Annotated in this window: 22 protein-coding genes; 12 read left to right on the top strand and 10 right to left on the bottom strand. The window is 54.5% G+C overall.

Translation table 11 applies throughout. The annotated features are described in order from the left end of the window. From J1785_RS18000 to J1785_RS17990, 3 genes are all read right to left on the bottom strand, one after another. Positions 1 to 495 (bottom strand): amidohydrolase family protein (locus J1785_RS18000; protein WP_217220083.1); only part of this gene is annotated, 495 nt, incomplete at its 3' end. Between the two features lie 11 nt (positions 496 to 506). Beyond that, entirely contained in the window at positions 507 to 1,496 is a 990-nt protein-coding gene (locus J1785_RS17995) for an ABC transporter substrate-binding protein (RefSeq protein WP_217220080.1), read from the bottom strand. Between the two features lie 262 nt (positions 1,497 to 1,758). After that, positions 1,759 to 2,682: a LysR family transcriptional regulator gene (locus tag J1785_RS17990; RefSeq protein WP_217138424.1), complete on the bottom strand. Its 924-nt coding sequence runs from the start codon at positions 2,680 to 2,682 to the stop codon at positions 1,759 to 1,761. A gap of 213 nt (positions 2,683 to 2,895) precedes the next feature. Here J1785_RS17990 and J1785_RS17985 point away from each other — a divergent pair, with 213 nt between their 5' ends. The 9 genes from J1785_RS17985 (at position 2,896) to J1785_RS17945 (ending at position 12,025) form a co-directional block, all read left to right on the top strand. Further along, on the top strand, positions 2,896 to 3,870 hold the full coding sequence (locus tag J1785_RS17985; RefSeq protein WP_217220079.1) for a PDR/VanB family oxidoreductase: 975 nt from the start codon (positions 2,896 to 2,898) through the stop codon (positions 3,868 to 3,870). A gap of 20 nt (positions 3,871 to 3,890) precedes the next feature. Continuing rightward, a complete protein-coding gene (locus J1785_RS17980; protein ID WP_217220091.1) occupies positions 3,891 to 5,186 on the top strand; it encodes an amidohydrolase family protein in 1,296 nt (431 codons plus the stop codon). Continuing rightward, a complete protein-coding gene (locus tag J1785_RS17975) occupies positions 5,176 to 5,637 on the top strand; it encodes a RidA family protein (protein WP_129955507.1) in 462 nt (153 codons plus the stop codon). The genes J1785_RS17980 and J1785_RS17975 overlap by 11 nt, the downstream gene beginning before the upstream one ends. 29 nt (positions 5,638 to 5,666) lie before the next feature. After that, positions 5,667 to 6,548: a creatininase family protein gene (locus tag J1785_RS17970; protein ID WP_129955506.1), complete on the top strand. Its 882-nt coding sequence runs from the start codon at positions 5,667 to 5,669 to the stop codon at positions 6,546 to 6,548. 13 nt (positions 6,549 to 6,561) lie between these two features. Then, positions 6,562 to 7,545 carry an ABC transporter substrate-binding protein gene (locus J1785_RS17965; protein WP_217220090.1) on the top strand — a complete coding sequence of 328 codons (984 nt, stop codon included), beginning with the start codon at positions 6,562 to 6,564 and terminating at the stop codon, positions 7,543 to 7,545. After that, positions 7,542 to 8,369: an ABC transporter ATP-binding protein gene (locus tag J1785_RS17960; RefSeq protein WP_129955505.1), complete on the top strand. Its 828-nt coding sequence runs from the start codon at positions 7,542 to 7,544 to the stop codon at positions 8,367 to 8,369. Before J1785_RS17965 ends, J1785_RS17960 begins: the two co-directional genes overlap by 4 nt. 4 nt (positions 8,370 to 8,373) lie before the next feature. Beyond that, on the top strand, positions 8,374 to 9,189 hold the full coding sequence (locus tag J1785_RS17955; RefSeq protein WP_129955504.1) for an ABC transporter permease: 816 nt from the start codon (positions 8,374 to 8,376) through the stop codon (positions 9,187 to 9,189). Between the two features lie 27 nt (positions 9,190 to 9,216). Beyond that, positions 9,217 to 10,620, top strand: a complete 1,404-nt coding sequence (locus J1785_RS17950) for an FAD-binding oxidoreductase (RefSeq protein WP_217220078.1) — start codon at positions 9,217 to 9,219, stop codon at positions 10,618 to 10,620. Positions 10,621 to 10,747: 127 nt separating this feature from the next. Then, positions 10,748 to 12,025, top strand: a complete 1,278-nt coding sequence (locus tag J1785_RS17945) for an OprD family porin (RefSeq protein ID WP_129955502.1) — start codon at positions 10,748 to 10,750, stop codon at positions 12,023 to 12,025. A 98-nt stretch (positions 12,026 to 12,123) separates the two neighbouring features. Here J1785_RS17945 and katG read toward each other — a convergent pair whose 3' ends face one another. The 3 genes from katG to J1785_RS17930 all read right to left on the bottom strand — a co-directional run bounded on the left by katG (position 12,124) and on the right by J1785_RS17930 (position 16,634). Beyond that, positions 12,124 to 14,334 (bottom strand): catalase/peroxidase HPI, encoded by a 2,211-nt coding sequence (katG, locus tag J1785_RS17940; protein ID WP_238483269.1) that lies wholly within the window; start codon positions 14,332 to 14,334, stop codon positions 12,124 to 12,126. Between the two features lie 261 nt (positions 14,335 to 14,595). Beyond that, positions 14,596 to 15,621 carry an LLM class flavin-dependent oxidoreductase gene (locus tag J1785_RS17935; RefSeq protein ID WP_217220077.1) on the bottom strand — a complete coding sequence of 342 codons (1,026 nt, stop codon included), beginning with the start codon at positions 15,619 to 15,621 and terminating at the stop codon, positions 14,596 to 14,598. Positions 15,622 to 15,848: 227 nt separating this feature from the next. Further along, positions 15,849 to 16,634, bottom strand: coding sequence for an AraC family transcriptional regulator (locus J1785_RS17930; protein ID WP_217220084.1), 786 nt, complete (start codon positions 16,632 to 16,634; stop codon positions 15,849 to 15,851). Positions 16,635 to 16,759: 125 nt separating this feature from the next. Here J1785_RS17930 and J1785_RS17925 point away from each other — a divergent pair, with 125 nt between their 5' ends. The 3 genes from J1785_RS17925 to J1785_RS17915 are packed head-to-tail and all read left to right on the top strand — an operon-like array spanning position 16,760 to position 19,903. Next, positions 16,760 to 18,784 (top strand): FUSC family protein, encoded by a 2,025-nt coding sequence (locus tag J1785_RS17925; protein WP_217220076.1) that lies wholly within the window; start codon positions 16,760 to 16,762, stop codon positions 18,782 to 18,784. Then, positions 18,774 to 18,989 carry a DUF1656 domain-containing protein gene (locus J1785_RS17920; protein WP_217220075.1) on the top strand — a complete coding sequence of 72 codons (216 nt, stop codon included), beginning with the start codon at positions 18,774 to 18,776 and terminating at the stop codon, positions 18,987 to 18,989. The genes J1785_RS17925 and J1785_RS17920 overlap by 11 nt, the downstream gene beginning before the upstream one ends. After that, a complete protein-coding gene (locus J1785_RS17915) occupies positions 18,986 to 19,903 on the top strand; it encodes an efflux RND transporter periplasmic adaptor subunit (protein ID WP_129955498.1) in 918 nt (305 codons plus the stop codon). Before J1785_RS17920 ends, J1785_RS17915 begins: the two co-directional genes overlap by 4 nt. An 88-nt stretch (positions 19,904 to 19,991) precedes the next feature. Here the strand turns inward: J1785_RS17915 and J1785_RS17910 are convergent, their stop codons facing one another. Genes J1785_RS17910 through J1785_RS17895 form a run of 4 tightly spaced genes read right to left on the bottom strand, consistent with a single transcriptional unit; the run spans position 19,992 to position 24,999 of the window. Continuing rightward, on the bottom strand, positions 19,992 to 21,374 hold the full coding sequence (locus tag J1785_RS17910) for a DHA2 family efflux MFS transporter permease subunit (RefSeq protein WP_217220074.1): 1,383 nt from the start codon (positions 21,372 to 21,374) through the stop codon (positions 19,992 to 19,994). 28 nt (positions 21,375 to 21,402) lie between these two features. After that, positions 21,403 to 22,383, bottom strand: a complete 981-nt coding sequence (locus J1785_RS17905) for an aminoglycoside phosphotransferase family protein (protein WP_129955496.1) — start codon at positions 22,381 to 22,383, stop codon at positions 21,403 to 21,405. Then, positions 22,380 to 23,522 (bottom strand): hypothetical protein, encoded by a 1,143-nt coding sequence (locus J1785_RS17900; RefSeq protein WP_217220073.1) that lies wholly within the window; start codon positions 23,520 to 23,522, stop codon positions 22,380 to 22,382. The genes J1785_RS17905 and J1785_RS17900 overlap by 4 nt, the downstream gene beginning before the upstream one ends. Before the next feature lie 49 nt (positions 23,523 to 23,571). Further along, complete coding sequence (locus tag J1785_RS17895; protein WP_217220072.1) at positions 23,572 to 24,999, bottom strand: bifunctional 2-methylcitrate dehydratase/aconitate hydratase; 1,428 nt, start codon at positions 24,997 to 24,999, stop codon at positions 23,572 to 23,574. Between the last annotated feature and the right edge of the window lie 147 nt (positions 25,000 to 25,146).

Below are 25,146 nucleotides of genomic sequence, written 5' to 3'. Positions count from 1 at the left end.
CCCCTGCGTTGCCCCGCCCCGGCACAATACAATGCGCATGCCCAGCGCCTCTCCCTCACTGAACAAAATGTCCGAGGTATCAAACGGCATATCAGGCCAGTAGAGATAATTGTGATCCGCCACGGTGGTGCAGCCTGAACGCAGCAGTTCGGTCAGGCCGATACGCACGGCGAGGCGAAAGGTGGATTCGTCAAACGTGGCGCGAAAACGGTAAGGCGTGGCACTTAACCACGCGGTCAGACTTTTGTTCAGCCCCTGCGGCTCGCCTTTGAGCAATGACTGAAACAGATGATGGTGAGTATTGACCCAGGCCGGATAGACCACGCAGTCACGCGCCTCAATCAGCCGTTCGTCGGGCAACGCGGTCAGAGTACCGATCGCCTGGATCACGCCATTACGGACACGGATATCCGGTCCGGCGTGACGCGCGTCTTCTCCCGGCAGACCGGTCAGGATGGCGTGCGCATTTTTAATCAGCAATGAACAGGATGACATCGCAACGCTCCTCAAGGTTTAACCTGCATGTGCTCAACAAACTCAGTGGTATACGCCTGCTTCCAGTCGGTATCCGCATTCAGCAGTTTGGCACTCACCATGAAATCACGGGTTTTTTGCCAGCGGGACTGCGTCATGGTGCCCCAGCCCTGTGTCGTCGCATCACCACCGTCAATCAGGTGATGTGCTTTGATTTGCTCAACGCCCCAGGCCAGCAGGTCATCGGTCATTTTCGGATTGTCTTTTTTGATCAGCGCATTGCCCGGTGCCGGGTTTTGCAGATAACTCACCCAGCCTTCCATCGAGGCGCGCACAAATTTCGCCATCGCGTCTTTACGGCTACTGATGAGGTCCGGACGGGTGATCAGAATCCCGCCGTAAGGCGGATAGCCGTGCTCCGAGAAAAGGAAGAAATTGGATTTCACCCCGGCCTTCTGCGCCTGGAAAACTTCAGAGCTGACATACGCCTGCTGTGCCACATTTTCATCGGCGACAAACGGCTGAATATTGAAGGTATAGGGGCGAACCTGCGCATCGCTGAGCTGATAGCGCGCCCTGAGCCATGGCCACCAGGTGGATTGACCGGAACTGGACACCAGAATGGTTTTATCTTTCAGGCCATCAAGGGAGGTGACGGAGGCATGGGTCAGTAAACCCTGCGGGTCGTACTGAAAGGGAGCAGCGATGGCTTTGGCCTGAAAACCGCGCTGCACGGATTCGAGCAACTGGAGGTCATAACCGATGATCACATCAGCGCGTTTCGACAACAGAAGCTGCATGCCGTTGATCTGCGGGCCGCCTGACTGAATACTGACATCCAGCCCGTAACGTTTGTAGAGACCGGTCGCCAGCGCCTGATAATATCCGCCCTGCTCGGCCTGGGCGTACCAGGAGGTCAGTAAGGCGATTTTCTCATCTGCCTGTGCCGCCAGGGAAAATGATCCCAGAATCAGCGTGCTCAGTACACAGCAAGACAGGGGAATGCGGGATATAGACTTCATTGCTCCTCTCCTAATCATCGCCGGAGGGAGGATAAGCACACGCGGCTCAGCCCCCCTGACCGGCTCAAAATAAACCGCGAAATGGTTGCTGAGCAATGTCCCGCGCCGTTGCCTGCGCTGACCGCTTCTACTCACATTGATCTATACAAAAAGGATGCCAACTTCGCCGGTGCGCTTCCCCGGTGCTTTGTGAGGGGATCGGGCCTGCGGAGCCTGCAACCTTTGATTCATCGCAGAGCGCGGAGCACCAGAACAGTGCATATCATTGCCGGTTGCGCCCCGGGGTCTGGATCTGACTGAACAACATCTCCAGCTGTTTGAGCATCATTGAGGCGGCCAGGGAAAGTTGTCTGGCCGGCGCAACGCACAAGGAGAGCGTGAAAGCTTTTAACTGAGGATCGGTCAGCGGAATAAACTGCAACTCGTGGCTGTGCACCTCATCCATAATATCGAGCCAGCACAGGATACCGATGCCGATTTTTTCTTTTATCAGCGAGCGGATCATATGGATGTTATTCGATACCGCAACTTCGTGGATCCTATCGCCATTGATATTCATCAGCGCCTGAACCGGCTCAGCCAGCATCAGCGGCGCTGAGGGCAGGATAAACGGATATTCCATGCACTGATTAAACCGTATACCGCTTCTGCCCCCGAGCGGATGCCCTTTCGGCACCACTACGCCCAAATCGATTTCGGCAAAAGCCCGCACCTGCAACTCACGGGAACTTTGCGGATTCAGCATCAGTCCGAAGTCGGCATCACCTGACATCAGCGCCTGCTGAATATCCACGTTGTTCATGGTCGTCAGTGTGAAGGAGATGTTCGGATAATCGAGATGGACCTTTTTCAGCATCGATGAGAAAAACTGCCGGTTAATGGCATCGATGGTGGCAATCCGCACATGGCCCCGCCGTAATCCCCGCAAGTCGTCGAGCTGTTCGCAGACGCGGGAGAAATCTTTTTTCCAGTTATTGGCCGCATGCAGCAACAGCTCACCGGCCGCCGTCAGCCGCAATCCGGTGGGATGACGCTCAAACAGCGGCATGGCTAATTCTTTTTCAACCCGCAATATCTGCCGGTCAATCGACGATGCGGCAACATGCAGGGTTTCGGATGCCTTACGGAACGATCCCTGGCGGGCAACCTCAGTGAAGTACAGCAAAAACCGGGAGAATGCGAACATAATGAGTGCTCTCTTTTATGCAACGGGACGTGCGAATCAAAGCGCTGGACGCAACAGCTTTATAACAATAACGTAGCTTTCATTGCAACGGGAACAATCGTTTCACTGCTTATCCGCCTGACCCGGTGCAGCAATGCGCATCAGGCAGCGGATGATGCGGCGAACACATTGACGCCGTTTTTTATCAATGATCCATCAGCACAAGTACGGTAAATGACGATGAAAGATGCCGGATTAATCCCTGTTACCATTAAAACTGTCGATGTCAACGGTGCCGGGAATATGTCCTTACACCTGGTTGCGCAGCAAGGAAGCCGGTTACCGGCTTATTTACCGGGCGCTCACATTGACGTTTTTATTCCGCAACTGGGGCCGCGACAATATTCTTTATGCAGTGAACACAATGACGGGGAATATTATGAGATCTGCGTAAAACTGGCGGAACCTTCCACCGGCGGTTCGCACTTTATTCATCATCATTTCGCCCCCGGTGATCACCTGACAATTTCGGCACCGCGCAATCATTTCCCGCTGCCACAGGCCGGGCGATATTTACTGTTTGCCGGCGGAATCGGCATCACCCCACTGCTGGCAATGGCGGAAAAAATCACGCAGCAACAGATTGAATTTGAACTGCATTATTATCTCTCCGACACTGAAAAGGCGGCGTTTCTGCCGCGCTTAACCCGGCCTGCATTAGCACAGCATGTATTTTTGCATGACAGCAGCGCAAACGATTCCCTGCGCCACAATACGCCGCTGAGTTTGTGTCATCCGGAAGAGAATACGCAAGTGCTGGCCTGCGGCCCGGACGGCTTTATTGAGCGCCTTAAAGATATTATGCGCACGCATCACTGGCAGGAAAATCAATTATCTTTTGAGCGTTTCAGTAATACGAATCTGAATAATGAAACAGACAGTCAGCCATTTCATATTCAGCTGGGTTCCGGCGGGCCGCGTTATTTAGTCGGCCCGCGACAGACCATTGCGGAAGTCTTATTAAGCGCCGGCGTCGATATTATGCTGTCGTGCGAACAGGGTATTTGCGGTTCCTGTATTACTGACGTGATCGACGGTATTCCCGATCACCGTGACTGCGTACTGACTGAAGAGGAGAAAGCGGAGAACACGCAGATAACACTGTGCTGTTCGCGCGCCAAAAGTCCTGTTCTGATCCTCGACCTGTAATGTTAACGCGGAGCCTTATGATGCATATTCCCCCTCCCGCTTCGGCACTTAACGGTATTGCCAACGTTCGCCTCCCCGCATGGCTGCTGCCGGGGAACTGGCCTGTGAAAAATGGCGAGCCGGTCACGGCAGATATGCGCTTTCAGGCGGGCAAAATTTCATCACTGATGCCCGCCGGTCCGTCTCAGGACGATCTGTGGAATGTGCACGGTACGCTGGCGTTACCGGGGCTGATTGAACCCCATGCGCATCTCGATAAAACCTTCACCCTTGCCCGCAGCCGCCCGGCAAAACCCGGTCTGCTGGCAGCCATTGAAACCCTGCATCAGGATCGTCAGCACTGGACGGCGGCAGACCTTCGCCGGCGTGCCGGCAAGGGGCTGGCCTGGGCGGCCGCAAACGGTGTGACCCGTTTGCGCACCCACATTGACTGGTTCGACGTGGTTCCCCCGCTGGCCTGGCTTGAGCTGGCCGGGATGGCCCCTGCGGATATCACGCTGGAACGGGTGGCGCTGGTACCGCTGAGCTTTTTCGCGGATGCCGAAGCGGCTGACCGCATTGCCTGCGCGGTTGCACAAAGCGGAAAAGACTGCCTGCTGGGCGGATTTATCCACTCTTCAAACTGGGATCCGGCGGCGATGACCAACCTGATGCGCAGTGCCTCACGCTGGCAACTGAATCTGGATTTACATATTGATGAGGAGCTTTCGCCGGTGGCGCATGGCCTGAGCTGGCTGGCGCGTTACCTTTCAGATAATGAATTATCGGAGCATGCCTTCAGCGGCCATATCTGTTGCAGCCACGGCTGCGCACTGGCCTCGGGCAGTGACCAACAGGCGCAGGATGTGCTGAGTTTGGTGGCGGCGCAGCGCGTCACGCTGATTGCACTGCCGATGACCAATCTGCTGTTACAGGACGCCGTTACGGGCCGCACGCCGCGCCAGCGCGGCATCACCCTGATTAAAGAAGCGCAAGCCTCGGGCATTCCGCTGCTGCTCGGCTGCGATAACGTGCAGGACGCTTTTTGTCCGGCAGGCAGCTATGACCCGCTGGATACGCTGAGCTGCGCCCTGTTCGCGCTTCAGCTGGAAAACGTCTTTGACCAGCAGTCACGGCTGATTTGTGATATCGCCGCACTGACCGGTGATATTCAGCCGGATCTGCCACTCGCGCCCGGCAGCGATGCCAGTCTGGTGCTCTTCCCGGGCAGCGACAGCATCACCTGGCCTTTACACAGTCCGGCCCGCCTGGTTATCCGCCACGGCAGGCTAACCCATCAGCGCACCTGGAATCAGGAGTTATCCCATGAGTCTTGACGCGGGAGCGGGCAAACCGCTCGCCAGATATGCCGCATGGCGTCGTGCCGGCGATTTCATCTTTCTCTCCGGCATTATTCCCGTCAATCCGCAGACGGCGACCATCGTGCGCGGTTTTCAGGATATCCCCGCCGAAGCACGCCTGCTGCTGGGCGAAACCGGCGAATTCTCGACCGATGCCAAACAGGGGCCGGTTCTGGCGCAGAGCTGGTATGTGCTCGAAAGCATCCGCCACACGATTGAAGAGGCTGGCGGGCAAATGAGCGATGTGATCAAGCTGGTGCAATATTTTCGCAATCTCGATCACTTCCCGTATTACAGCCGGGTGAGAAAACTCTTTTACACCGGGGAACCGCCGGTCTCCACCGTGGTGCAGGTCAGTGAAATGCTGCCAAACGCCGACGTGCTGATTGAAGTGGAAGCTACCGCCTGGTTGCCCCTGTCCCGCTAACCCCATAATTTCCGACTCAGAGGTACAGCATGATTAACGGTTATATTCCCGCAGCACGTTTTCTTCCTTTCCTGAGCTGGACGGCGATTGCTGCCCTGCCCGACAAAGCCAATACCGTGATCGTCTTGCCAACCGGTGCAATCGAGCAACACGGTCCGCATCTGCCGTGTTCGGTTGACAGTGTCATCTCCTCCGGCGTGGCAGGTCATGCGCTGGCGCGGCTGCCAGAGACGATCCCGGCTTATGCTATTCCTCCCGTCACGTATGGCAAATCTGACGAACATCTGAATTTCCCCGGTACCCTGACCCTGACCGGTGACACACTTTTGCAAACCATTTTAGAAATTGCCGAATCCCTTTACCGCGCCGGATTCCGCAAACTCTTAATGATCAACGGTCACGGCGGCCAACCACAGGTGTTGCAAATGGCATCGCGGGAAATGCGTCTGCGTCACGGCGACATGATCATGATCCCTCACGATGTGTTCCGCGTACCCAGCGTGGAAAATCAGTTCCTCAGCGCACAGGAGCAGAAGATGGCGATGCATGCCGGTCACAGCGAAACCGCAGTCATGCTGGCGCTGGCACCGGAATGCGTCCACCTCGAACAGGCGGTCGCCAATTATCCGCCGGAGTTCCCGTGTCCGACACTGTCATCAGGTCGCCCTGCCGCTGCCTGGGCTTCTTATGATTTTGGTCCGAGTGGCGTCATTGGCGATCCGACCGGCGCGACCGCTGAACAGGGTCAGGCCATTCTCGATTCACTGGCGGCAAGCTGGGCGCAGGCAATCACCGAAATCCACCACATGCAATGGAAAGTCCGCAGCGAACCGACCTGGGGAAAACACCACTGGAACGGTTTTGTGCAAACCAGCTTCACCCCTCCTTCGTCTTCTTGTGTCTCTAAATAAGGGAATTCTTATGATGAAAATACGGCGTAAACCGGCTTACACCCTGCTGGCCCTGTTGCTGGCCGGAGTTTCCGCTTCAGTCATGGCGGAAGAAAAATTCACCTTCCTGACGAACTGGTACGCGCAGGCGGAGCACGGCGGTTTTTACGAGGCGCAGGCCAAAGGGTTGTACAAAACCGCCGGTCTGGATGTCAGCATTAAAATGGGCGGCCCGCAGGTCAACGTCATGCAACTGATGGCCGCCGGACAGGCTGACTGCACACTCGGCGACAACGGTCAGGCGCTGGAAACCTGGCAGGCCGGGGTGCATGCGGTGACGGTAGCGACGGTGTTCCAGCACTCGCCGACGGTGTTTATCAGCCATGACAAAGTGGAAAAAGGTCAGGAACTGAAAGACAAAACCTTCCTGCTGGCCACCGAGGCTTATACCTCTTTCTGGCCGTGGGCGAAGAGTGAACTGGGACTGGCCAGCGCAAAAATCCGTCCGTACACCTTTAGCGTACAGCCCTTCCTCGCGGACAATAATCTGGTGCAACAGGGTTATGTCACCTCCGAGCCTTTCTCCGTTGAAAAAGGCGGCAAACCGTTTTACGTCTACATGCTCAGCGACTGGGGTTATCCGCCGTACGGCAACTCTGTTATCTGTATGGCCGACACTGTTAAAAAACGCCCGGCTGCGGTGGCTGCTTTCGTGAAGGCCTCCATGCAGGGCTGGAAAGACTATTTGCAGGATCCGGCCGCAGGTAATGCACTGATCACCCAGGCCAATCCGCGCATGGGTGCCGACCAGATTGCCTTCGGCATTGCACAAATGAAGAAATATGAGCTGGTGACCGGCGGCGATGCACAAACCGGCGGTATCGGTATCATCACTGAACCACGGCTGAAAAAAACCTGGGACATGCTGGTGAAAAACAAGCTGATTGACGCGGATAAAGTGCCGTTTGAGCAGACGTTTACCCTCGATATGATCAAAGACGCGAAGGTTATGCCATGAATTCAGCCCCTAAACTGACCGTGATGAGCGATGTCCGCTCAGCCAATCCTCCGCCTGTACCCGCCATTGACGTGCTGTCGGCGGAGAAAATCTACAGCAACGGTACGCGCGCTCTTTTGCCGGTCAATCTGACCATTAATGAGGGGGAATTCGTCACCCTGCTCGGTCCGTCGGGCTGTGGCAAAAGTACGCTGTTGAAAATGGTTGCCGGACTGACGGAACCCAGCGACGGAAAACTGATGCTGTGGCGGCGCGACAGTCGTGAAAAAACCCAAGTGCCGCTGTCTTTTGTCTTCCAGGAAGCCACACTGATGCCCTGGAGCAATGTGCAGAACAACGTGCGCCTGCCGCTGGATCTCGCGGGCGTGCCGCGTGCCGAAGCCAATACCCGCGTCAGTGAAGCGCTGGAACTGGTGGGACTGGGTAAATTTGCCCACGTTCTGCCGCGCGAGTTGTCGGGCGGCATGCAGATGCGCGTTTCGATTGCCCGCGGGCTGGTGACGCGTCCGAAACTGCTGCTGATGGATGAACCCTTTGGCGCGCTCGACGAAATCACCCGCAACAAGCTCGACAGCGACCTGCTGCGCCTGTGGCGGGAACAGGGTCTGACGGTGGTGTTTGTCACGCACTCGATTCATGAAGCGGTATTTCTGTCGCAGCGGGTGATCATGATGGCCGCCCGGCCGGGACGCGTGGTAGAAGATATCGCCATTACCGAACCCTTCCCGCGCAACGAAGACTTCCGCGTCAGCCCCGCGTTTTCACGCTATGCGAAACAGTTGCAGGACAGTCTGCTGCAAGCCAGCCAATCGGGTATGGAGTAACAGTATGCAAACTCAAAAATCCACTCCGTGGATCAATAACCCAACATTTCGTAAAGTCCTGTATCCGGCTGTCGTGGCCGTCGTGGTGATTATGCTGTGGCAGGGCTGGGTGAGTTATTTCAAAATCCCGCAGTTTCTGGTGCCTTCGCCAGTGGTGATGCTGGAAAGCCTGTGGACTAATTTCGGCTCGCTGACGATGTCGCTGCTGTTTACGCTGAAAATCACCCTGATCTCGTTTCTACTGTCGATAGTGATCGGCGCGGCGGTGGCGTTCGTGCTGGTGCAAAACCGCTTTGTTGAAACCGCGCTGTTTCCGTACATCGTGTTCCTGCAGGTGACGCCGATTGTGGCTATTGCGCCGCTGATCATCATCTGGGTCAAAGACACCACGCTGTCGCTGGTGGTGTGTTCGACGCTGATGGCGGTATTCCCGATCATTTCCAATACCACGCAGGGGTTGCGCAGCGTGTCACCGGGTTTGCTGAGTTATTTTCAGCTGAACCGCGCCAGCCGTTTACAAATCCTGATCCGTTTACGCATTCCTTCTGCCCTGCCGTATTTTTTCGGTGCGCTGCGCATTTCCAGCGGCCTGTCGCTGATTGGTGCGGTGGTCGCGGAATTTGTTGCCGGTACCGGCGGCAATAACACCGGCCTGGCCTACCAGATATTGCAGGCAGGATACCAGCTGGACATCCCGCTGATGTTTGCCGCCCTGCTGCTCATTTCGCTTACCGGAATTGCGCTGTTTGGCGTGATGTCGTGGATTTCGAGACGAGCCCTGAGCGCCTGGCATGAAAGCGAAGCCGTGCAATCTCATTAACCTCATTCATTTTTAGGCAGGAAGAATATGGACAATGAACAACGTCAGAATGCGCTTGCCCTGATTCAGCAGGCGCTCCCTGATCTCGACTGGACGTTGCAGGCCCCCAAGGTCAAACGCCTTTCGCGCGATTTTCACTGGTTCAGTCCGGTGCTGAAGCGGCAACTGGAAGACAAACAGGCTGATGCCGTGGTCAGGCCGCGCAGCGAAGAAGAACTGCGTTTACTGGTAAAAGCCTGTGTCAGGCACCGGTTACCGCTGATTTTGCGCGGCGGCGCGACCGGTAACTACGGCCAGCTGGTACCGCTGGAAGGCGGAATTCTGGTGGATATGACCGGCTTTAATCAGGTCTGTGAACTGGGTAACGGCGTGGTGCGTGCCCAGGCAGGGATCCGTCTGGCTGAAATTGAAACCCTGACCCGTCCGGCAGGCTGGGAACTGCGCTGCATGCCGTCAACGTACCGGCTCGCCAGTCTGGGCGGGTTATATGGCGGCGGTTTCGGCGGTATCGGCTCAATCAACTACGGCCCGCTCGGCGCGCCGGGCAATGTGCTCAGCGTTAAAGTCATGACCATGGAAGCCGAACCGCGCATTCTGCACGTCCCTGCGCCGCAGGCGCTGCTGCTGCATCACGCATACGGCAGCAACGGCATTGTACTCGAGGTGGAACTGGCGCTGGCACCGGTTCATCAGTGGATCGAACGGCTGGACGTGTTCGACGATTTTACCGATGCGCTGGATTACGCCAACGCCTTTGCCCGTTCACCGGGGCTGGTCAAACGCCAGCTGGCGCTTTTTGCCGCGCCAATCCCGTCATACTTCAGCCATCTGAACGGACATTATCGGGCCAGCCAGCACGCGGTGATCAGCGTGATTGCGCAGGAAAGCGAAGGTTTTTGTGCCCATCTGCTGGAGAAGTACCGCGGCCACAGCGCCGTGCGCCAGTCCGCCGGTGAAGCCCGCGAGGCTAATGCGTCGCTGATGGAATATTGCTGGAACCACACCACACTTCATGCGCTGAAAATCGACAGCACCCTGACCTATTTGCAGACGGCGTTTAATTATTCGAATTATCGCCAGCAGATTATCGACATGGCGAATTTATTGGGCGATGAAGTTATTTCGCATATTGAGTTCCTGCGTGACAATGACGGAAATATCACCGCCAGCGGTTTACAATTAGTACGTTATTCCACCGAAGAAAGATTGAACGAAATAATGACAATCTTCCGTAATAATGACGTAAAAATAAATAACCCGCATGTTTATCACATTGAAGATGGCAAACAAGGCGAAATTAAACCTGACGTCGTTTCGGTTAAAAACTGCCTTGATCCTAATGGATTACTCAACCCCGGCAAGCTGCGTGGCTGGGATGTCCGCGACACTCTGACATTAGATAACAATCCTCTTTTATTGACTGACCGGTAAAAATAACTATTAGCCACCCGGCCTGTAAACAGACGGAGTGGCAACCGTTGCGTGCGCCCTCATAAAAACCATTACCGGCAGTTTTTCTGCCGGACAAAATCTATTACATTTTGACAGGATGGCATTAATGAAAAATAACACATTCAGCTTTGCGCTGAAGCTGAGCGCTATTGTCATTTCACAAGCGCTGCTAATAAACCACGCTGTTGCGGCCATACCGGTCACGAGTGACTGCAGCACAGACGCGGCGGATTCCCTGACCGAAATGTTCACCTGCGGATCGGTCAGCGGCAGCCTGCGTACCTTATATTATTCCACTCACAACGCGTACTTCGTACCGGGCTATTCTCAGGACACGGTGAGCTACGGCGGCAGCGTGAAATATGCCACGGCGGAATATTACGGCCTGAGTCTGGGCGTCAGCGGTATTCTTCAACGCGGAATTTCACACAACGACGACCATCTGATCACCGAACTGGGCTCTAACCAGACCGGCGTGGGCGAAGCTTATCTGAGTTACCACTATCAGGACTTCCGCATCACCGCCGGGGATCAGCGTATTAATATTCCGTTCATCGGCGACTATGACTGGCGCATTACGCCGATCCTGTTCCGGGGTATCGACAGCAGCTACGGTGACAGTGACAACTTCCTGCACGCCACCAAAATTACCCGTTACAAACCCTGGGGCGACGACCAGTTCCTTAACACCACCGCTTATACCGACGCCGACGGCACCACCAACGGCATGTGGGGGATTGGCGGCGGTCGTGCCCTTAAGTTTGATAATCAAAAACTGAACAGTCAGTTGTGGTACGAGGAGTATCACAACTACACCAAAATGGTGTACGCGGACAGTTTCCTGTCGTGGACTGACAGCCCTTCCCAGCCGAAAATCGGCATTCAATTTATTCGTGGTGTCAGCGAAGGCAAAGCGCTGGCGGGCGATGTGAACAGCACCAGCTACGGCGGGCAGTTCGCGATGAATTTCACGCAGGCATTAAAATGGTCGCTCAATTACAACCATATCGCGGCCAATGGCGATGCTTACGGCAACGGCGCACTGGTGACGCCTTACGCGCACAATACCTCTTCCGGCCCGTACTTTGCGCAACCGTTCTTCACCAGCACGCAGGATCTGGGCAGCGGTAACGCCTATTCCACCGACCTGAACTGGAGCGCCACGGACAGCATCTCGCTGGGCAGCCGTTACTCGTTTATGGATCTCACGCCAGCCAAAGGCGCATCGAGCAGCAATCAGTCTGAATATCTGGTGTACGGCACGTATAACTTTGGCGGTGTGCTGAAAGGCCTGAGCATAACAGATTTTGCCGGTGTGCAGACGACGTCTACCTCCGGCAAAGACTTCTGGCAGAACCGACTGGCGCTGGAATACGATTTTTAACGACACATCAGTTCCCGCATACATCAAAGAAAAGCCCGCCGGAGAAGACTCAGGCGGGCTATTTGCTTTCAAACTGCCAGTTCACATCAGAAGTCAGATCAGAGCTCGAATCTGTCGAGATCCATCACTTTGCTCCAGGCCGCGACAAAGTCTTTCACGAATTTCTCTTTGGCGTCACTGCTGGCGTAAACCTCAGCGTTGGCACGTAATACGGCATTCGAGCCAAACACCAGATCGGCACGCGTGGCGACAAACCTGACTTCTCCGCTGACACGATCCCGTCCTTCGAAACGTTCACCGGATCCGTCAGTGGCTTTCCATTCGGTGCGCATATCCAGAAGATTCACGAAGAAATCGGTGTTCAGTTCACCGGTTTTTTCAGAGAAGACCCCGAGATTACTGCCGTCGTAGTTTGCCCCCAGCGCACGTAATCCGCCGACCAGCACCGTTAATTCCGGCACCGTCAGGGTCAGTTGTTGCGCCTTGTCGATCAGCAGATTTTCAGTCGATGCATTGGCTGAATCACTGCGGTAGTTGCGGAAACCGTCTGCTTTCGGCTTCAGCAATTCGAACGACTCACTGTCCGTCTGATCCTGACGCGCATCCACCCGGCCCGGCGTGAAAGGCACTTCAATATCAATATTTGCAGCTTTCGCCGCCTTTTCAACACCCACCACACCGGCCAGAACGATCACATCCGCCAGAGACATTTTCTGCAATGACTGCTGGATGGATTCCAGTGCAGGCAATACACGGGCGGCAATGGCGTTGACCTCCCAGTCTCTTTGTGGTCGCAGTGCCAGACGCGCACCGTTCGCGCCGCCACGTTTGTCGCCGCCACGGAAGGTAGATGCCGACGCCCATGCCACCGAGACCAGTTCGCTGACGCTCAGGCCGGAAGCGGCGATTTTTTCTTTCAGCTGCGCGATATCGGCAACCGTCGGGTGATATACCGGAACCGGCAGCGGATCCTGCCAGATTAAATCTTCTTTTGGCACTTCCGGGCCGATATAACGCGCTTTCGGCCCCATATCGCGGTGGGTCAGCTTATACCATGCACGGGCAAAGGCTTCGTTGAAGGCCTGCGGATCACCGTGGAAACGACGCGATATTTTTTCAAACTCCGGATCAAAACGCAGGGTCAGATCGGTCACCAGCATGGTCGGTTTGCGTTTTTTCGTCGCGTCGAACGGGTCAGGAATAATATCCGGCGCATCGGCAGCTTCAAACTGAATCGCTCCGGCCGGGCTGCGGGTCTGCACCCATTCATATTTGAACAGGTTTTCGAAGAAGTAATTGCTCCACTGCGTCGGGGTTTGCGACCAGATCACCTCCAGACCTGAGGTGATGGCATCCGCACCGGCACCGGTTCCGTGACGGTTTGCCCAACCCAGACCTTGTGATTCAATCGGTGCAGTTTCAGGGTCAACGCCCACATTGCTGGCATCGGCTGCGCCGTGGGTTTTACCCAGCGTGTGCCCCCCGGCGATTAACGCGACAATCTCTTCATCGTTCATGCCCATATTGCCGAAAGTGGCACGAATAGCCGGGGCCGCCGACGCCGGATCACCACTGTGATTCGGACCTTCGGGGTTGACGTAAATCAGCCCCATTTCCGTTGCGCCCAGCGGCGATTTAGCCAGTTCTTCAGGATGACGGTGTTCCAGCCAGGTGGTTTCGTCACCCCAGTTGATGTCCAGATCCGGTTCCCAGACGTCTTCACGCCCGGCGCCAAAACCAAAGGTGCGGAAACCGGCGTTTTCCAGCGCGACGTTCCCCGCCAGAATATACAAGTCGGCCCAGGAAATTTTCTGGCCGTATTTTTGTTTCACCGGCCATAACAGGCGACGCGCTTTATCCAGACTGACGTTGTCCGGCCAGGAGTTGAGTGGTGCGAAACGTTGCTGGCCGCGGCCTGAACCGCCGCGTCCGTCAACGGAGCGATACGTTCCGGCGCTGTGCCACGCCAGACGGATGAAAAGACCGATATAGCTGCCCCAGTCGGCTGGCCACCAGGGCTGTGACGCCGTGAGCACCCCTTTGAGGTCGGCTTTCAGTGAGGAGTAATCTAATTTGGCAAATTCTTTACGATAATCAAAGGATTCGCCCAACGGGTTTGAGCGATTTGAGTGCTGATTCAGCAGGTCAACCCTGAGCTGGTTGGGCCACCAGTCACGATTATTTGTCCCGCCACCTGACGCTTTATTGGTGTTGCCTTCATGAAAAGGGCATTTGCCAGCACCGGCTTCTCTGTTTGCTTCAACAATCGGCTTTGCGTCTTTTGCTTCTTCATCAATAGAACTGCTCATGCTCACACTCCTGTTATGTAGTCTCATTGCTACTCTATACGCAGATTGAAAACCGTCACATCTGAATCACCCTATGTATTTGATAGACCTTCCCTTCGGAATTTGGCGCTATTTCTGCGCATTTTCACAACAAAAATACTCCATTCCTGATTACAGAGTAGCCACTTAATCACAGAGACTTCTCTGCCAGTGTCTCAAAATGCAAAAAGCCCGCCGGTTTTCCGCCGGCGGGCCTGGGGTTTCTAAAACTTTCTTCTGCAGTTACTCACGCCAGCCCATTTCAGGGGCGACATATTTGAGGATTGACTCAATCACGTGCACGTTGTAATCGACGCCGAGCTGATTCGGGACGGTCAGCAATAACGTATCGGCTTCAGCGATCGCTTCATCCTGTTTCAGCAGTGTGATCAGCCGGTCCGGTGTCGCGGCATAGCTGCGGCCAAAAATAGCGCGGGTTTTCTCATCGAGGAACCCGACTTTATCGCCGTCATCGCCGCTGCCACCAAAATACGCGCGGTCGCGGTCATCCATCAGGGCAAAAATACTGCGACTGACGGAGACACGCGGTGTGCGCTGATGTCCCGCTTCCGCCCAGGCCTTGCGGTAAGCACGAATTTGTTGCGCCTGCTGAATATGGAACGCCTCGCCGGTTTCATCATCTTTCAGCGTGGAACTTTGCAGGTTCATGCCCAGTTTCGCCGCCCAGACTGCGGTGGCATTCGACCCCGCGCCCCACCAGATACGTTCACGCAGCCCTTCTGAATACGGCTCAGGGCGTAACAGACCCGGCGGATTGGCAAACATCGGTTGCGGATTCGGTTTCGCAAAACCTTCGCCACGCAGTACATCCAGCAGTTTTTCTGTATGACGGCGCGCCATATCGGCTTCCGTTTCGCCTTCTTCCGGCTGATAACCAAAATAGCGCCAGCCGTCAATGACCTGCTCCGGAGAGCCACGGCTGATACCCAGTTGTAAACGCCCCCCGGAAATCAGATCCGCCGCACTGGCGCTTTCCGCCATATACAGCGGATTTTCATAACGCATATCGATAACGCCGGTACCGATCTCAATCTTGCGGGTTTTCGCGCCGATGGCGGCCAGCAACGGAAAAGGCGATGCCAGCTGGCGCGCAAAATGATGCACCCGGAAATACGCACCATCGGCGCCCAGTTCTTCGGCAGCGACCGCCAGATCGATAGATTGCAATAAGGCATCAGCCGCCGAGCGCGTGCCCGACTGGGGTGACGGTGTCCAGTGTCCAAATGATAAAAATCCAATCTTTTTCATCGCGTCTTTATCCTCATAATCCGTGAACCTGTGCGCTGTCTCTGTCATGCGGGACAAGGCGCTGTGATGGGTTTACTTTACGCGACTCAGGATGAGAATAAATATCATTTGTTTAACATAAAGATTCAGTTTATTTGATTAACCACTGCGAGGCTGGCAGATTTTGGTATCCCAACAATCACCAGCCGGAGCGCATTAAACTTCAGCATACGGGGAAGCTATCAGGGTTATTTTCTTTCACTAAAATAGAGCGCAGGCGTGCAACCGACAGACTTCTTAAACATGGTGATAAACGCATTGACTGACTCATAGCCTAATTCATGAGCCACATTTTGCACGGACTCACCGCTGGCAAGCCCCCGCAGCGCAATAATCAAATGAAGTTGCTGACGCCAGCGTCCGAACGAAAGGCCGGTTTCACGCACCATCAGTCGCGCCAGGGATCGTTCACTTAATGCCAGACGTCTGGCCCACTCATTGAGCGTACTCCGGTCCTGCGGATGACTGACCAGCGTTTCGGCCATCACCTGTATTTTGGGATGTGCAGAGACCGGCAAATTAAAATTCTGCCGGGGCATATTAACCAGTTCATCAAGCGTGACCCGGGCCAGCCTCGCGGCATGGCTGTCCGGCGGATAGTCATTATCTTCCCTGACCAGACGATTCATCAGTTCGCGGATAAGGGGCGAAACAGCAAATGTGCAGCATTGCTCCGGCAGTGCGGCCGCGCCCGGCTCAATAAACAAATAGCTCAGGTGCGCATTCCAGGTTGCTCTCGCACTATGCGCAATGCCGCCGGGGATCCATACGCCGCAGTGAGGCGGCACAATCCATATCTCATTTTCGGCCCGGCACGTTACCGCGCCGTAGAGGGCAAGAATTAACTGTCCCTTGCGATGCGTATGAACCGGCACCTCCGCTTCGTACTCGGTAAAATCAAGCAGGCGTGCTACTGCCGCACAGCGAGTGGAATCGGGATCAAAAAGAGAAGTCACATCACGGGAAGCATTCATATTGGCAGGATTTAGGTATTTTTTGGCAGTATACTGCATTTCCTCTGCTGAGTAATCTGGCAATAATTGCCGGTATGCGCAAATGAATTTTTTGCCACCACCGCTTGCCAGGGACCATTACTCTCATGTTCAACCCGTTACGCAGGGTCTTCCCCTCCTCCTCTCTTCTTAACGATGCGAATGCGTTGTTATATTCAGCCAAGACGTTTACCGCCGCCATGCTGGCATATTACATCGCGTTGTCTATCGGTCTGGAAAGGCCTTCCTGGTCCATTATTACTGTCTATATTGTTTCGCAGACCTCTGTCGGCGCCTCACTTAGCCGGAGCATTTATCGCCTGGCCGGGACGATAGCCGGAGCAACGATGACGGTGGTGATTGTGCCTGTTTTTGTCAACACCCCGATAATTTGCAGCCTGGTCCTCACCGGCTGGATAACAATTTGTCTTTATTTTTCGCAGCTTGATCGCACACCCCGCGCTTATGCCTTTGTGCTGGCAGGCTACACGGCGAGCCTTATCGGCTTTCCTGCCGTGTTCGGGCCCGGTGCAATTTTTGACATCGCCATCACCCGGGTACAGGAGATCATGATCGGGATACTGTGCGCCAGTGTGATCCACCGGTATGTCATACCAAAACGCATTACCGGTCTTTTTAACAGCACACTCTCGGCAACGCAGCGTGATGCCCGCCGGCTGGTGGCTGAAACGCTGCAAAGAGCATCAGGCGGGAAAGAAAAACAGCTTCAACTTGCGCTGACGTTACAGTCACTTGAGGGGGTGGGTCACCATCTGCCCTATGACTTCGCTATCTCAAAACCATCCCGTAAAGCCCGCCAGTTAATACATGACAGATTGTCGCGGCTTTTGGTCCTCAGTAACCAACTGCATGATTACCTGCAGGTATTAAAAACCTTACCTGAAGAGATTACGACACTGGTCAGTGAGATCACGGCGTGGCTCACCTGTGACGATCCCGCCGCACGTAAAGCCGGTGCCGAAACGCTACTGCAACGTTGCGTGTCGTTGCAACAACGGTCATGTACGGACGAATTAAAGGTAGAAACAGAACTTCACGTTAATTTTGTCAACCGCCTGCACGAGACCATCATGCTTTTGCAGCAATGCGAACAGCTTTCTCATGCCATCCTTTCCGCGAAGTCTGAGCACCTGGCTGATGACGCCCGAAATGCCAAAGGTTACGTTTATCACCGGGATCACTTTACCGCCGCGCGCGCCGCGCTGGGGGCATTTGCAATCATCTTCAGCGGCTGTCTGCTGTGGATTTATTCCGCATGGCCCGACGGCGCCACAGCCGTATCAATTCTCGGCGTCTGCTGCACGTTATTTGGCAGCTTCGACACCCCGGTGCCTCATATCGTTAAGTATATTGCAGGCTCCGTCTACGGGGTCATTATCAGCCTGCTTTATAGCTTCGTCCTGCTCCCTCAGGTGACCGGGTTTACTGTGCTGGTTGCCGTACTTGCCCCTGCCTATTTGCTGGCCGGTTCCCTGCAGGCCAGGCCACCCACCACATTCATGGCCATGGGCATCACGTTAACGCTGCCTGTATTGTCTGAATTAGGCGCCCGCTACAGTGGTGATTTTGCCGCTGCAATAAACACGTCGGTCGCTTTATTTGCCGCAACCGGTTATGCCGTGATCAGCATGAGTTTATTACAGACCGTACAGGCGGATTCTGCTATCCGTCGCCTGCTGGACCGATGTCGACGGGATATCCGGTCCCGCGCAAAAGGTCTGTCATCCGTTCATGATGTGGCCTGGGTGAACCTGATGATAGATCGGACCGCACTGATCCTGCCCCGGCTGCGGCGTAGTAATCAGGCGGCCGACCAGGTGCTTAACCGTCTGCTGAATTACCTTAATATCGGCCTTGCGGTGACGTATTTACGACGCTCACTGCATCAGCTGGAAGGGGAAACCGCCTTACAGGTGAATCACCTTCTCAACCTGCTGGCCCGTGGTGCACAACCCAGTGAATTGCAAAACAGTATTAGCAAGATACTCGCCATGAACGCTCAGGTTTCACATCAACCAGCGCACGCGCTTATTGAACATATTATTGACCTGCACTGTGCGTTAAAAAACTTTACGCAAGAGAGGGATAAGGAACAGGCACATGATGACTGATATTAATATTGGTGGCGTCTTTTTACCTGGCTTATTAGTCATGGCTTTGGTGGCATTCTCCGGCACGATTTTAATCACTCCTTTTTTAGCTTTCAGCCGGTTTTACCGGCGTTTGCCCTGCCGGCCGCTCGTTGATTTTACGACTTTTATCATTATTTTCGCCTTGTTAATGCAGGCTCTGAACGCGTTAGGATTATTAGTATGAAGCCATTTTTTTCTCTCTTAGCCCGTTATGTGTTTACCTTAAGCGCCGTCATTGCCGCAGCCATTATTGCGTTCATGATGTGGAAGCATTATGCACAAACCCCCTGGACACGTGATGGTCGTGTACGGGCAGAGGTGGTGCAAATCACGCCGGATGTGTCCGGGCCGGTAAGCCATGTCGCCGTAACCGATAATCAACGGGTTAACCGCGGAGATATTCTTTACTCCATCGATCCGCAATGGTTAAAACTGGCGGTGATCAGCGCACAGGCTGAGGTTGACGCGAAGCGAAATGAAATGCAGATGCGTCAGGATGCGGCCAGACGGCGCAGTCAGATTAGCGGGGTTATCTCTAAAGAGGATATACAAAATACCCGCAGTGCGGCGGGCGTAGCGACGGCTGAATATCAGGGAGCACTGGCCGCGCTGGAACTGGCGCAGCTCAATCTTTCCCGCGCGACCATTCGTTCTCCGGCCGACGGTTACGTCACGCATCTGAGACTGCGGCCCGGAGATTATGCCAGCGCAGGAGTCACAAAAGTTGCCGTTATTGATGCCAGCAGCTTCTGGGTTGTGGGCTATTTTGAGGAAACCAAAATGCAGCATATTCATGTGGGTAGCGCGGCAAAAATCGTGCTGATGGGATATAAACCTGCACTGACAGGCCATGTGGAAAGCCTGGGGCGCGGAATAGATGATAGCAATGACGCGCCCGGCAATCAGGGCCTTCCCGACGTAGAGCCCACATTCAGTTGGGTGCGGCTTGCCCAGCGTGTGCCGGTGCGCATCCATATTGATAAACTGCCAGCAGGGGTCGAATTAGTGGCCGGTATGACCGCCAGTATCGCCATCACTCCGACAAAGCCTGCGGATGTGGAAACAGAGCGTATCGCGCTGTTGTCTTCTGACCGGTGAATATCGGGATAACACATTTGTCAGAAAAACCGGCAGCAGGATGGCATTCATCCTGCCGCCGGATAACGCATCTTCTCTGCCCGGGATATTAACGGTGCAGGCGTAGCATACTGGAGACAGACGATAGCGCAGAGATAAGACAGGCCAGCCCGAAGACATAGACGGCGAACTGTGCCCCCGCATGTCCCGTCAGTCCGTTCAACAGGGCAATAACCATGGCGACCAGTGCCGCGCCAATAGATTGCCCCGCTGTTCTGGCGGTGGACAAGACGCCCGAGGCGGTTACCGTTCGGTTCGATGCCACATTAGAGAACATCTCTTTGTTGTTCGGCGGCAGGAATAATCCATAACCTATCCCGCACACTGCCACACGCCAGAGAAAATCATTCACCGTCGCAACCTCCGGTAACAGAGCCAGAGAACCTAATCCCAGACTAAAAATCACCACGCCGACTGTCGATATCTGGGTAGGATTTAAACGATTGGACAACCGGCCAGCCACCGGGGCACAGATTGCAACGGCCACCGGCCAGGGTGTAAAGATAAACGCCGATTCCAATACCGAATAGTGATAGGCGTGCTGCAGTACAAAAGGCAACCCCACCAGCGCCATTCCCTGTGCCACAAACATTGAAACGGAAGAGATCACCGCGAAGGTATACCGCCGGGAACGGAATATATCGGGAGGCAGCAACGGGCTCTTTGAACGCGTCTGCACGTTGGCGAAGATGGCCAGCAGCACCACTGATGCGACGCCGCAAAGCATCAGCAGGCGACTGTCCCAGCGCCCGATTTGATCGACAGCGATAACCATCAGACCCAGGGCTGCGGCTGAGGTGACAGCACCCCCCCAGTCGAAGCCTTTTTCTTTCTCCGTATCAACGCCCAAAGAGATAAGCGAGAACACAATGGCCAGTGCACCCAGCGGGAGATTAATGTAGAACAGCCACGGCCAGTCCAGATAAGAGATGATCAGGCCGCCTAACGCAGGGCCAATCGCCGTACCCACCGCAAATGCCAGTGCATTCAGCCCTAAAATAGTTCCCAGCGCATGTGGCGGAAAGATAACCCGGTAAAGACCCAGTCCGACGCTTATCATAACCGCATAACTCACTCCCTGGAGTGTACGCATGGTAACCAGCATGCCGAAGGTCGGGGAGAGGCTACAACCCAGCGATGCCAGCGTAAACAGCACCATGCCTGCGGTGTAAAAGCGCCGCTCCCCTATCCTCGAACCCAGCGATGCACAGATCAACATGGTTGCAGCGCTGGCCACCTGATAGCCGTTGGTAACCCAGATGATAGATGCTGAATCTACCTGTAAAGCCCCGGCAATAGAGGGCAAGGAGATATTGACGATGGAACTGTCCAGCGCCGCCATAATCACGCCAATTAAAATGGCCGCAGCCGCCAGATAGCGCCTCGGGGTCTCAAACCCTTGTTCTAAGGGACTACTGCTTACCAATGACATATCCTTAACGTCCTATAGTGAATGGGAATTACGCGCAGAGGCTTTCAGCCCCGGCATCCGGCCCTTCGAGGTAGGCCAGCAAACCCAGCATCAGCACTTCTTCCGGGCTGGCTACGACGGGAGACCGCGGGACTTTCCAGGGTTGTTTACTGCCGTTAATACGGATACTTCGCAGGAAACAATAGGTCGTGAGAACATAGAAGCGGTTGCGCATACTTTCTCCCATCAGCGGCAGCAGACCGGAAATACCGCCTAACTCCGGGATCTCGCTAAGAATGCTGCCATAGTCTGACTTCGCCAGCACGAACATCAGGGCATCAGGCATCGGTACTATTTTCACAGCATCCTTTACCTCTGCCGCAAGCTCATGCCAAAACGAAAAGGCAAAGCGGGAAAAACCGAAAAGCGGATCGAGTCCCCGTACCGAGAAATCAGGGTCAATAAAGCGGGTCTGAGCATGTTCTTCGTTATAAAGCACATTACCAAAGTGGAAATTGAAATGGGCTTTTTCAACTGATTTGAACTCTTCGGTCCGGGCCAGCGCCAGCGACTTTTCAAACACTTCCCGTGCGGTAATGCTAAAGGGTGCGCCGTTAAGCAAAACAGGTTTTTCAAACAGTTCATGTGCGAAACGCGTGCCTTCCCACTCTTCCAGGAGTCGGGCTGGCATATCGTGGGTCATCGCCGACGGGGTCTCTGATTCCAGGCTGATCGCTTTCTGTACGTTTTCCAGTGCGTTTCTCACGATCACCCTGCGTTCAGCAAGCGACCGCTGGTCGTCAAAGACAATTTTGGACAACGGCAGGGAATCCATCTTCTCGAGAATGTAAAATTGCCGCCCGGCAGCCAGCCCGTCATGTAAGACCGGGACCATCAGTTCCGGGTAAATATCATGCAATGCGCGTATCTGATCGACTTCAGCTTTCAGTTTGCCATTGAACATTTCGGACATAGCCGTCTTCACCACAAAGCCTGAACTCAGAAAATCCACTGTATGAGAGCTTGTCATTTTTCAATCCCCTGGAAAGTTGCCAATGGCAGGCCAAGCGCGATGCTACGCGCGACGGCACGCACAACAGCGCTATAGCCGACGGTGTTGTTAACAAACGACTGGATGATGACCTCACTCAACCCCTGGCCCGCCAGGTAGGCCGGCCGGAGAATAAGCAAGTGATTGTGATCAGAGAGAATCGTTGAGCACCTGCGCTCGAAAGCATACGCCCGGCTTCCCAGAGGCGACCGGGATGCCCTGACAACATGAGGGTGGGTCCCGCTCACCCGCTCAATTGCCGCCTCAATGATATCCGGGGTTAATGCCCCCTCATCCCGGACGATGAAACGGTTAATCTGATAGCCAGGTGCGTGCACAGGGGCACGTAATGAAACGGTATTCACTAACGGTGCCCAGGGCATAACCTTGTCCTGACTCATGGCTATTTGTGAGAAGCTCGGGCGGAGATTGTCGCGTGCATCCTGCAGACGGCCCTCAAACGAGCGGGTGCCAAGTACGCCGTTTGGCGTATCGGGATGCACGATATCGGTTTCAACCGACAGAATATGCGAGGTGTTGCAACTGATGGTTCTCAGTGCTTCGGTTAATACGCGCAATGAAGCATGCATCCCGTTGGTCTGACAGGACCCGAGGCAATACAAGCCAGAATCGACCACCTGACGATGTAGGGTACTGATATCATCACGGGTCAGATCCTCCAGACAACCATAGATACTCGGCAACTCGTTTGCCTCTGCGACCCCCAGCACCACACCAGCGAGTTCTTGCATATTGCGCGCTACAGGGCTGTTCTTGTCCATATCCAGCTTGCTGGTCGCGATAAAACCCATGTCAAAACGGCCAGCCTGCGGGGGGAGCTCCCGGGCAAGATCGCCAAAGAAAAAGCGGACCTCGCGGCCGTCAATTTGCAGGGTATCGCTGTTGATAATCTGGATATGGGCCTGCACACCAGGGAGCGCCATCGCCAGACGAGCAACGATGCCATCTATCGGACGCAGTTCAGGATAATGTTTATCTAAAGAAGGAGGATTCGTGACGACAGTCTGAATGATAAAACCATCCTTCGCCGGATCGTTCTGAATCAGCAAATTCGCACCAATTTCCGCTCCGCAGCCCACCAATATTGCTTTTTTCACTTCATCACCTCGCATTAAATGAATATAGGTAAGTGTTTTTTGATGCGACCTAATCCCAGGAGAACATTTTCAGGAGGTCAGTGACGGACATAACATCAAGCTTCGACTTCGAAATCAGGGTGTCGGCCAGAATACGGGACCGGTCACGCAGCGGACTCTGCGAAAGATTCAGATGGAATTTCGTCAGCAGTGCTTCGAAACACTCTTCACGGCGACGAACATGGCCCAGCGGATATTCAATGGTTTCAACGATTTCTTCGCTCATTCCATGGCACTTCACAAAGAGCGTATTAGGGATGGCGCGTTTATCCGGGTCGTAGTAGCTCCCGGTAAAGGAAGGACGTTCAGTGCAGGTAATTTTCAATCGCAGCGCATCAAGCTGAGGATCGCTGGCGAGCGGTTCGTGGAAATCCTTAATGGTCAGGTTTCCGGTCTGGAGGCCTACCGCAACCATGTACTGGAGACAGTGATCGCGATCGGCGGCGTTATTAAGCGGCCCTGATTTATCAATGATCTGCATCGCCGGTCGGGTTGTTTCGACCCGCACATACTCGATACTCTCAGGTGTAAACCCGGCGGCCAGTATCCGTTCCCGGAGGTTAATGGCCGCTTCGACAGCCGTCTGGGCATGGTACTCCGCAGGATTGGGGACTTTGAACAGGATATTCTTAATGACAAAATCTGACAGATTACGCGACAGATTGAAGGGTTTGCCTCTCAAAACAGCATCATTGAATCCCCACCGGCTGACCGTCAGCGCCGTCGGATATCCCATCTCGCCGGTTTGTGCGAACAATGCCAGCTGCAGACCACGCGCCGTCGCATCCCCGGCGGCCCATGATTTACGCGTCCCCGCATTGGGCGCATGCCGGTAGGTTCTGAGAGAATGACCGTCGATAATCGCGTTGGACAGCGCACTCAGGGCCTGGTCTTTTGACAGGCCCAGGAGCTGAGCTGAGGCAATGGCAGAAGCCACTTTAACCAACACGACATGGTCAATACCCAGCTCGTTGAAACAGTTCGACAGGCACAACACACCGTGGATCTCGTAGGCACGAATCATTGTATTCAGGACGGCGTTCATATCCGTGGGTGTCTGATTACCACCACGCAGACTGTGCCATGCCGCCGCTGCCAGAATAGCCCCCAGATTATCGGACGGGTGCCCCCACTCTTGCGCGAGCCAGGTATCATTGAACTCCAGCCAGCGAATCATCGAACCCAGATGAAAGGCCGCCTCGATCGGTCCCAGCCTGAGCCCGGTACCGGCAACCGGAACCCCCTCCCGGCTCTTGCTGAACTGAGCGCTGCCCATTAGCCTCATACAATCATGGTCAGCAGAGGCGGCAATGGCGCAACCTATCGAATCCAACAGGCAAAAACGTGCCAGACGTAAAGTCTCATTATCAAAGGTTGCCTGCTCATAGGCGTAGTCAACCAGTTCAGTCATTACTTTATCAAACTCTGCGTGCGCCATATTTCACCCTCCGGAAACTAAAATGAATTTTCTTAAATACACCCAGCTGAGATTGGGTAATATATATATTCAAATAATAGAAATAGACAAGCAGTTGATTTATATGAAGTTACATGACTTCACTTCTAAACTCGTAATTGGCATGAC

Origin of the sequence: Rahnella perminowiae (genome assembly GCF_019049755.1) — a bacterium.
Classification (GTDB): Bacteria; Pseudomonadota; Gammaproteobacteria; order Enterobacterales; family Enterobacteriaceae; genus Rahnella; species Rahnella perminowiae.
This window is presented reverse-complemented; position numbering and strand designations above follow the sequence as displayed.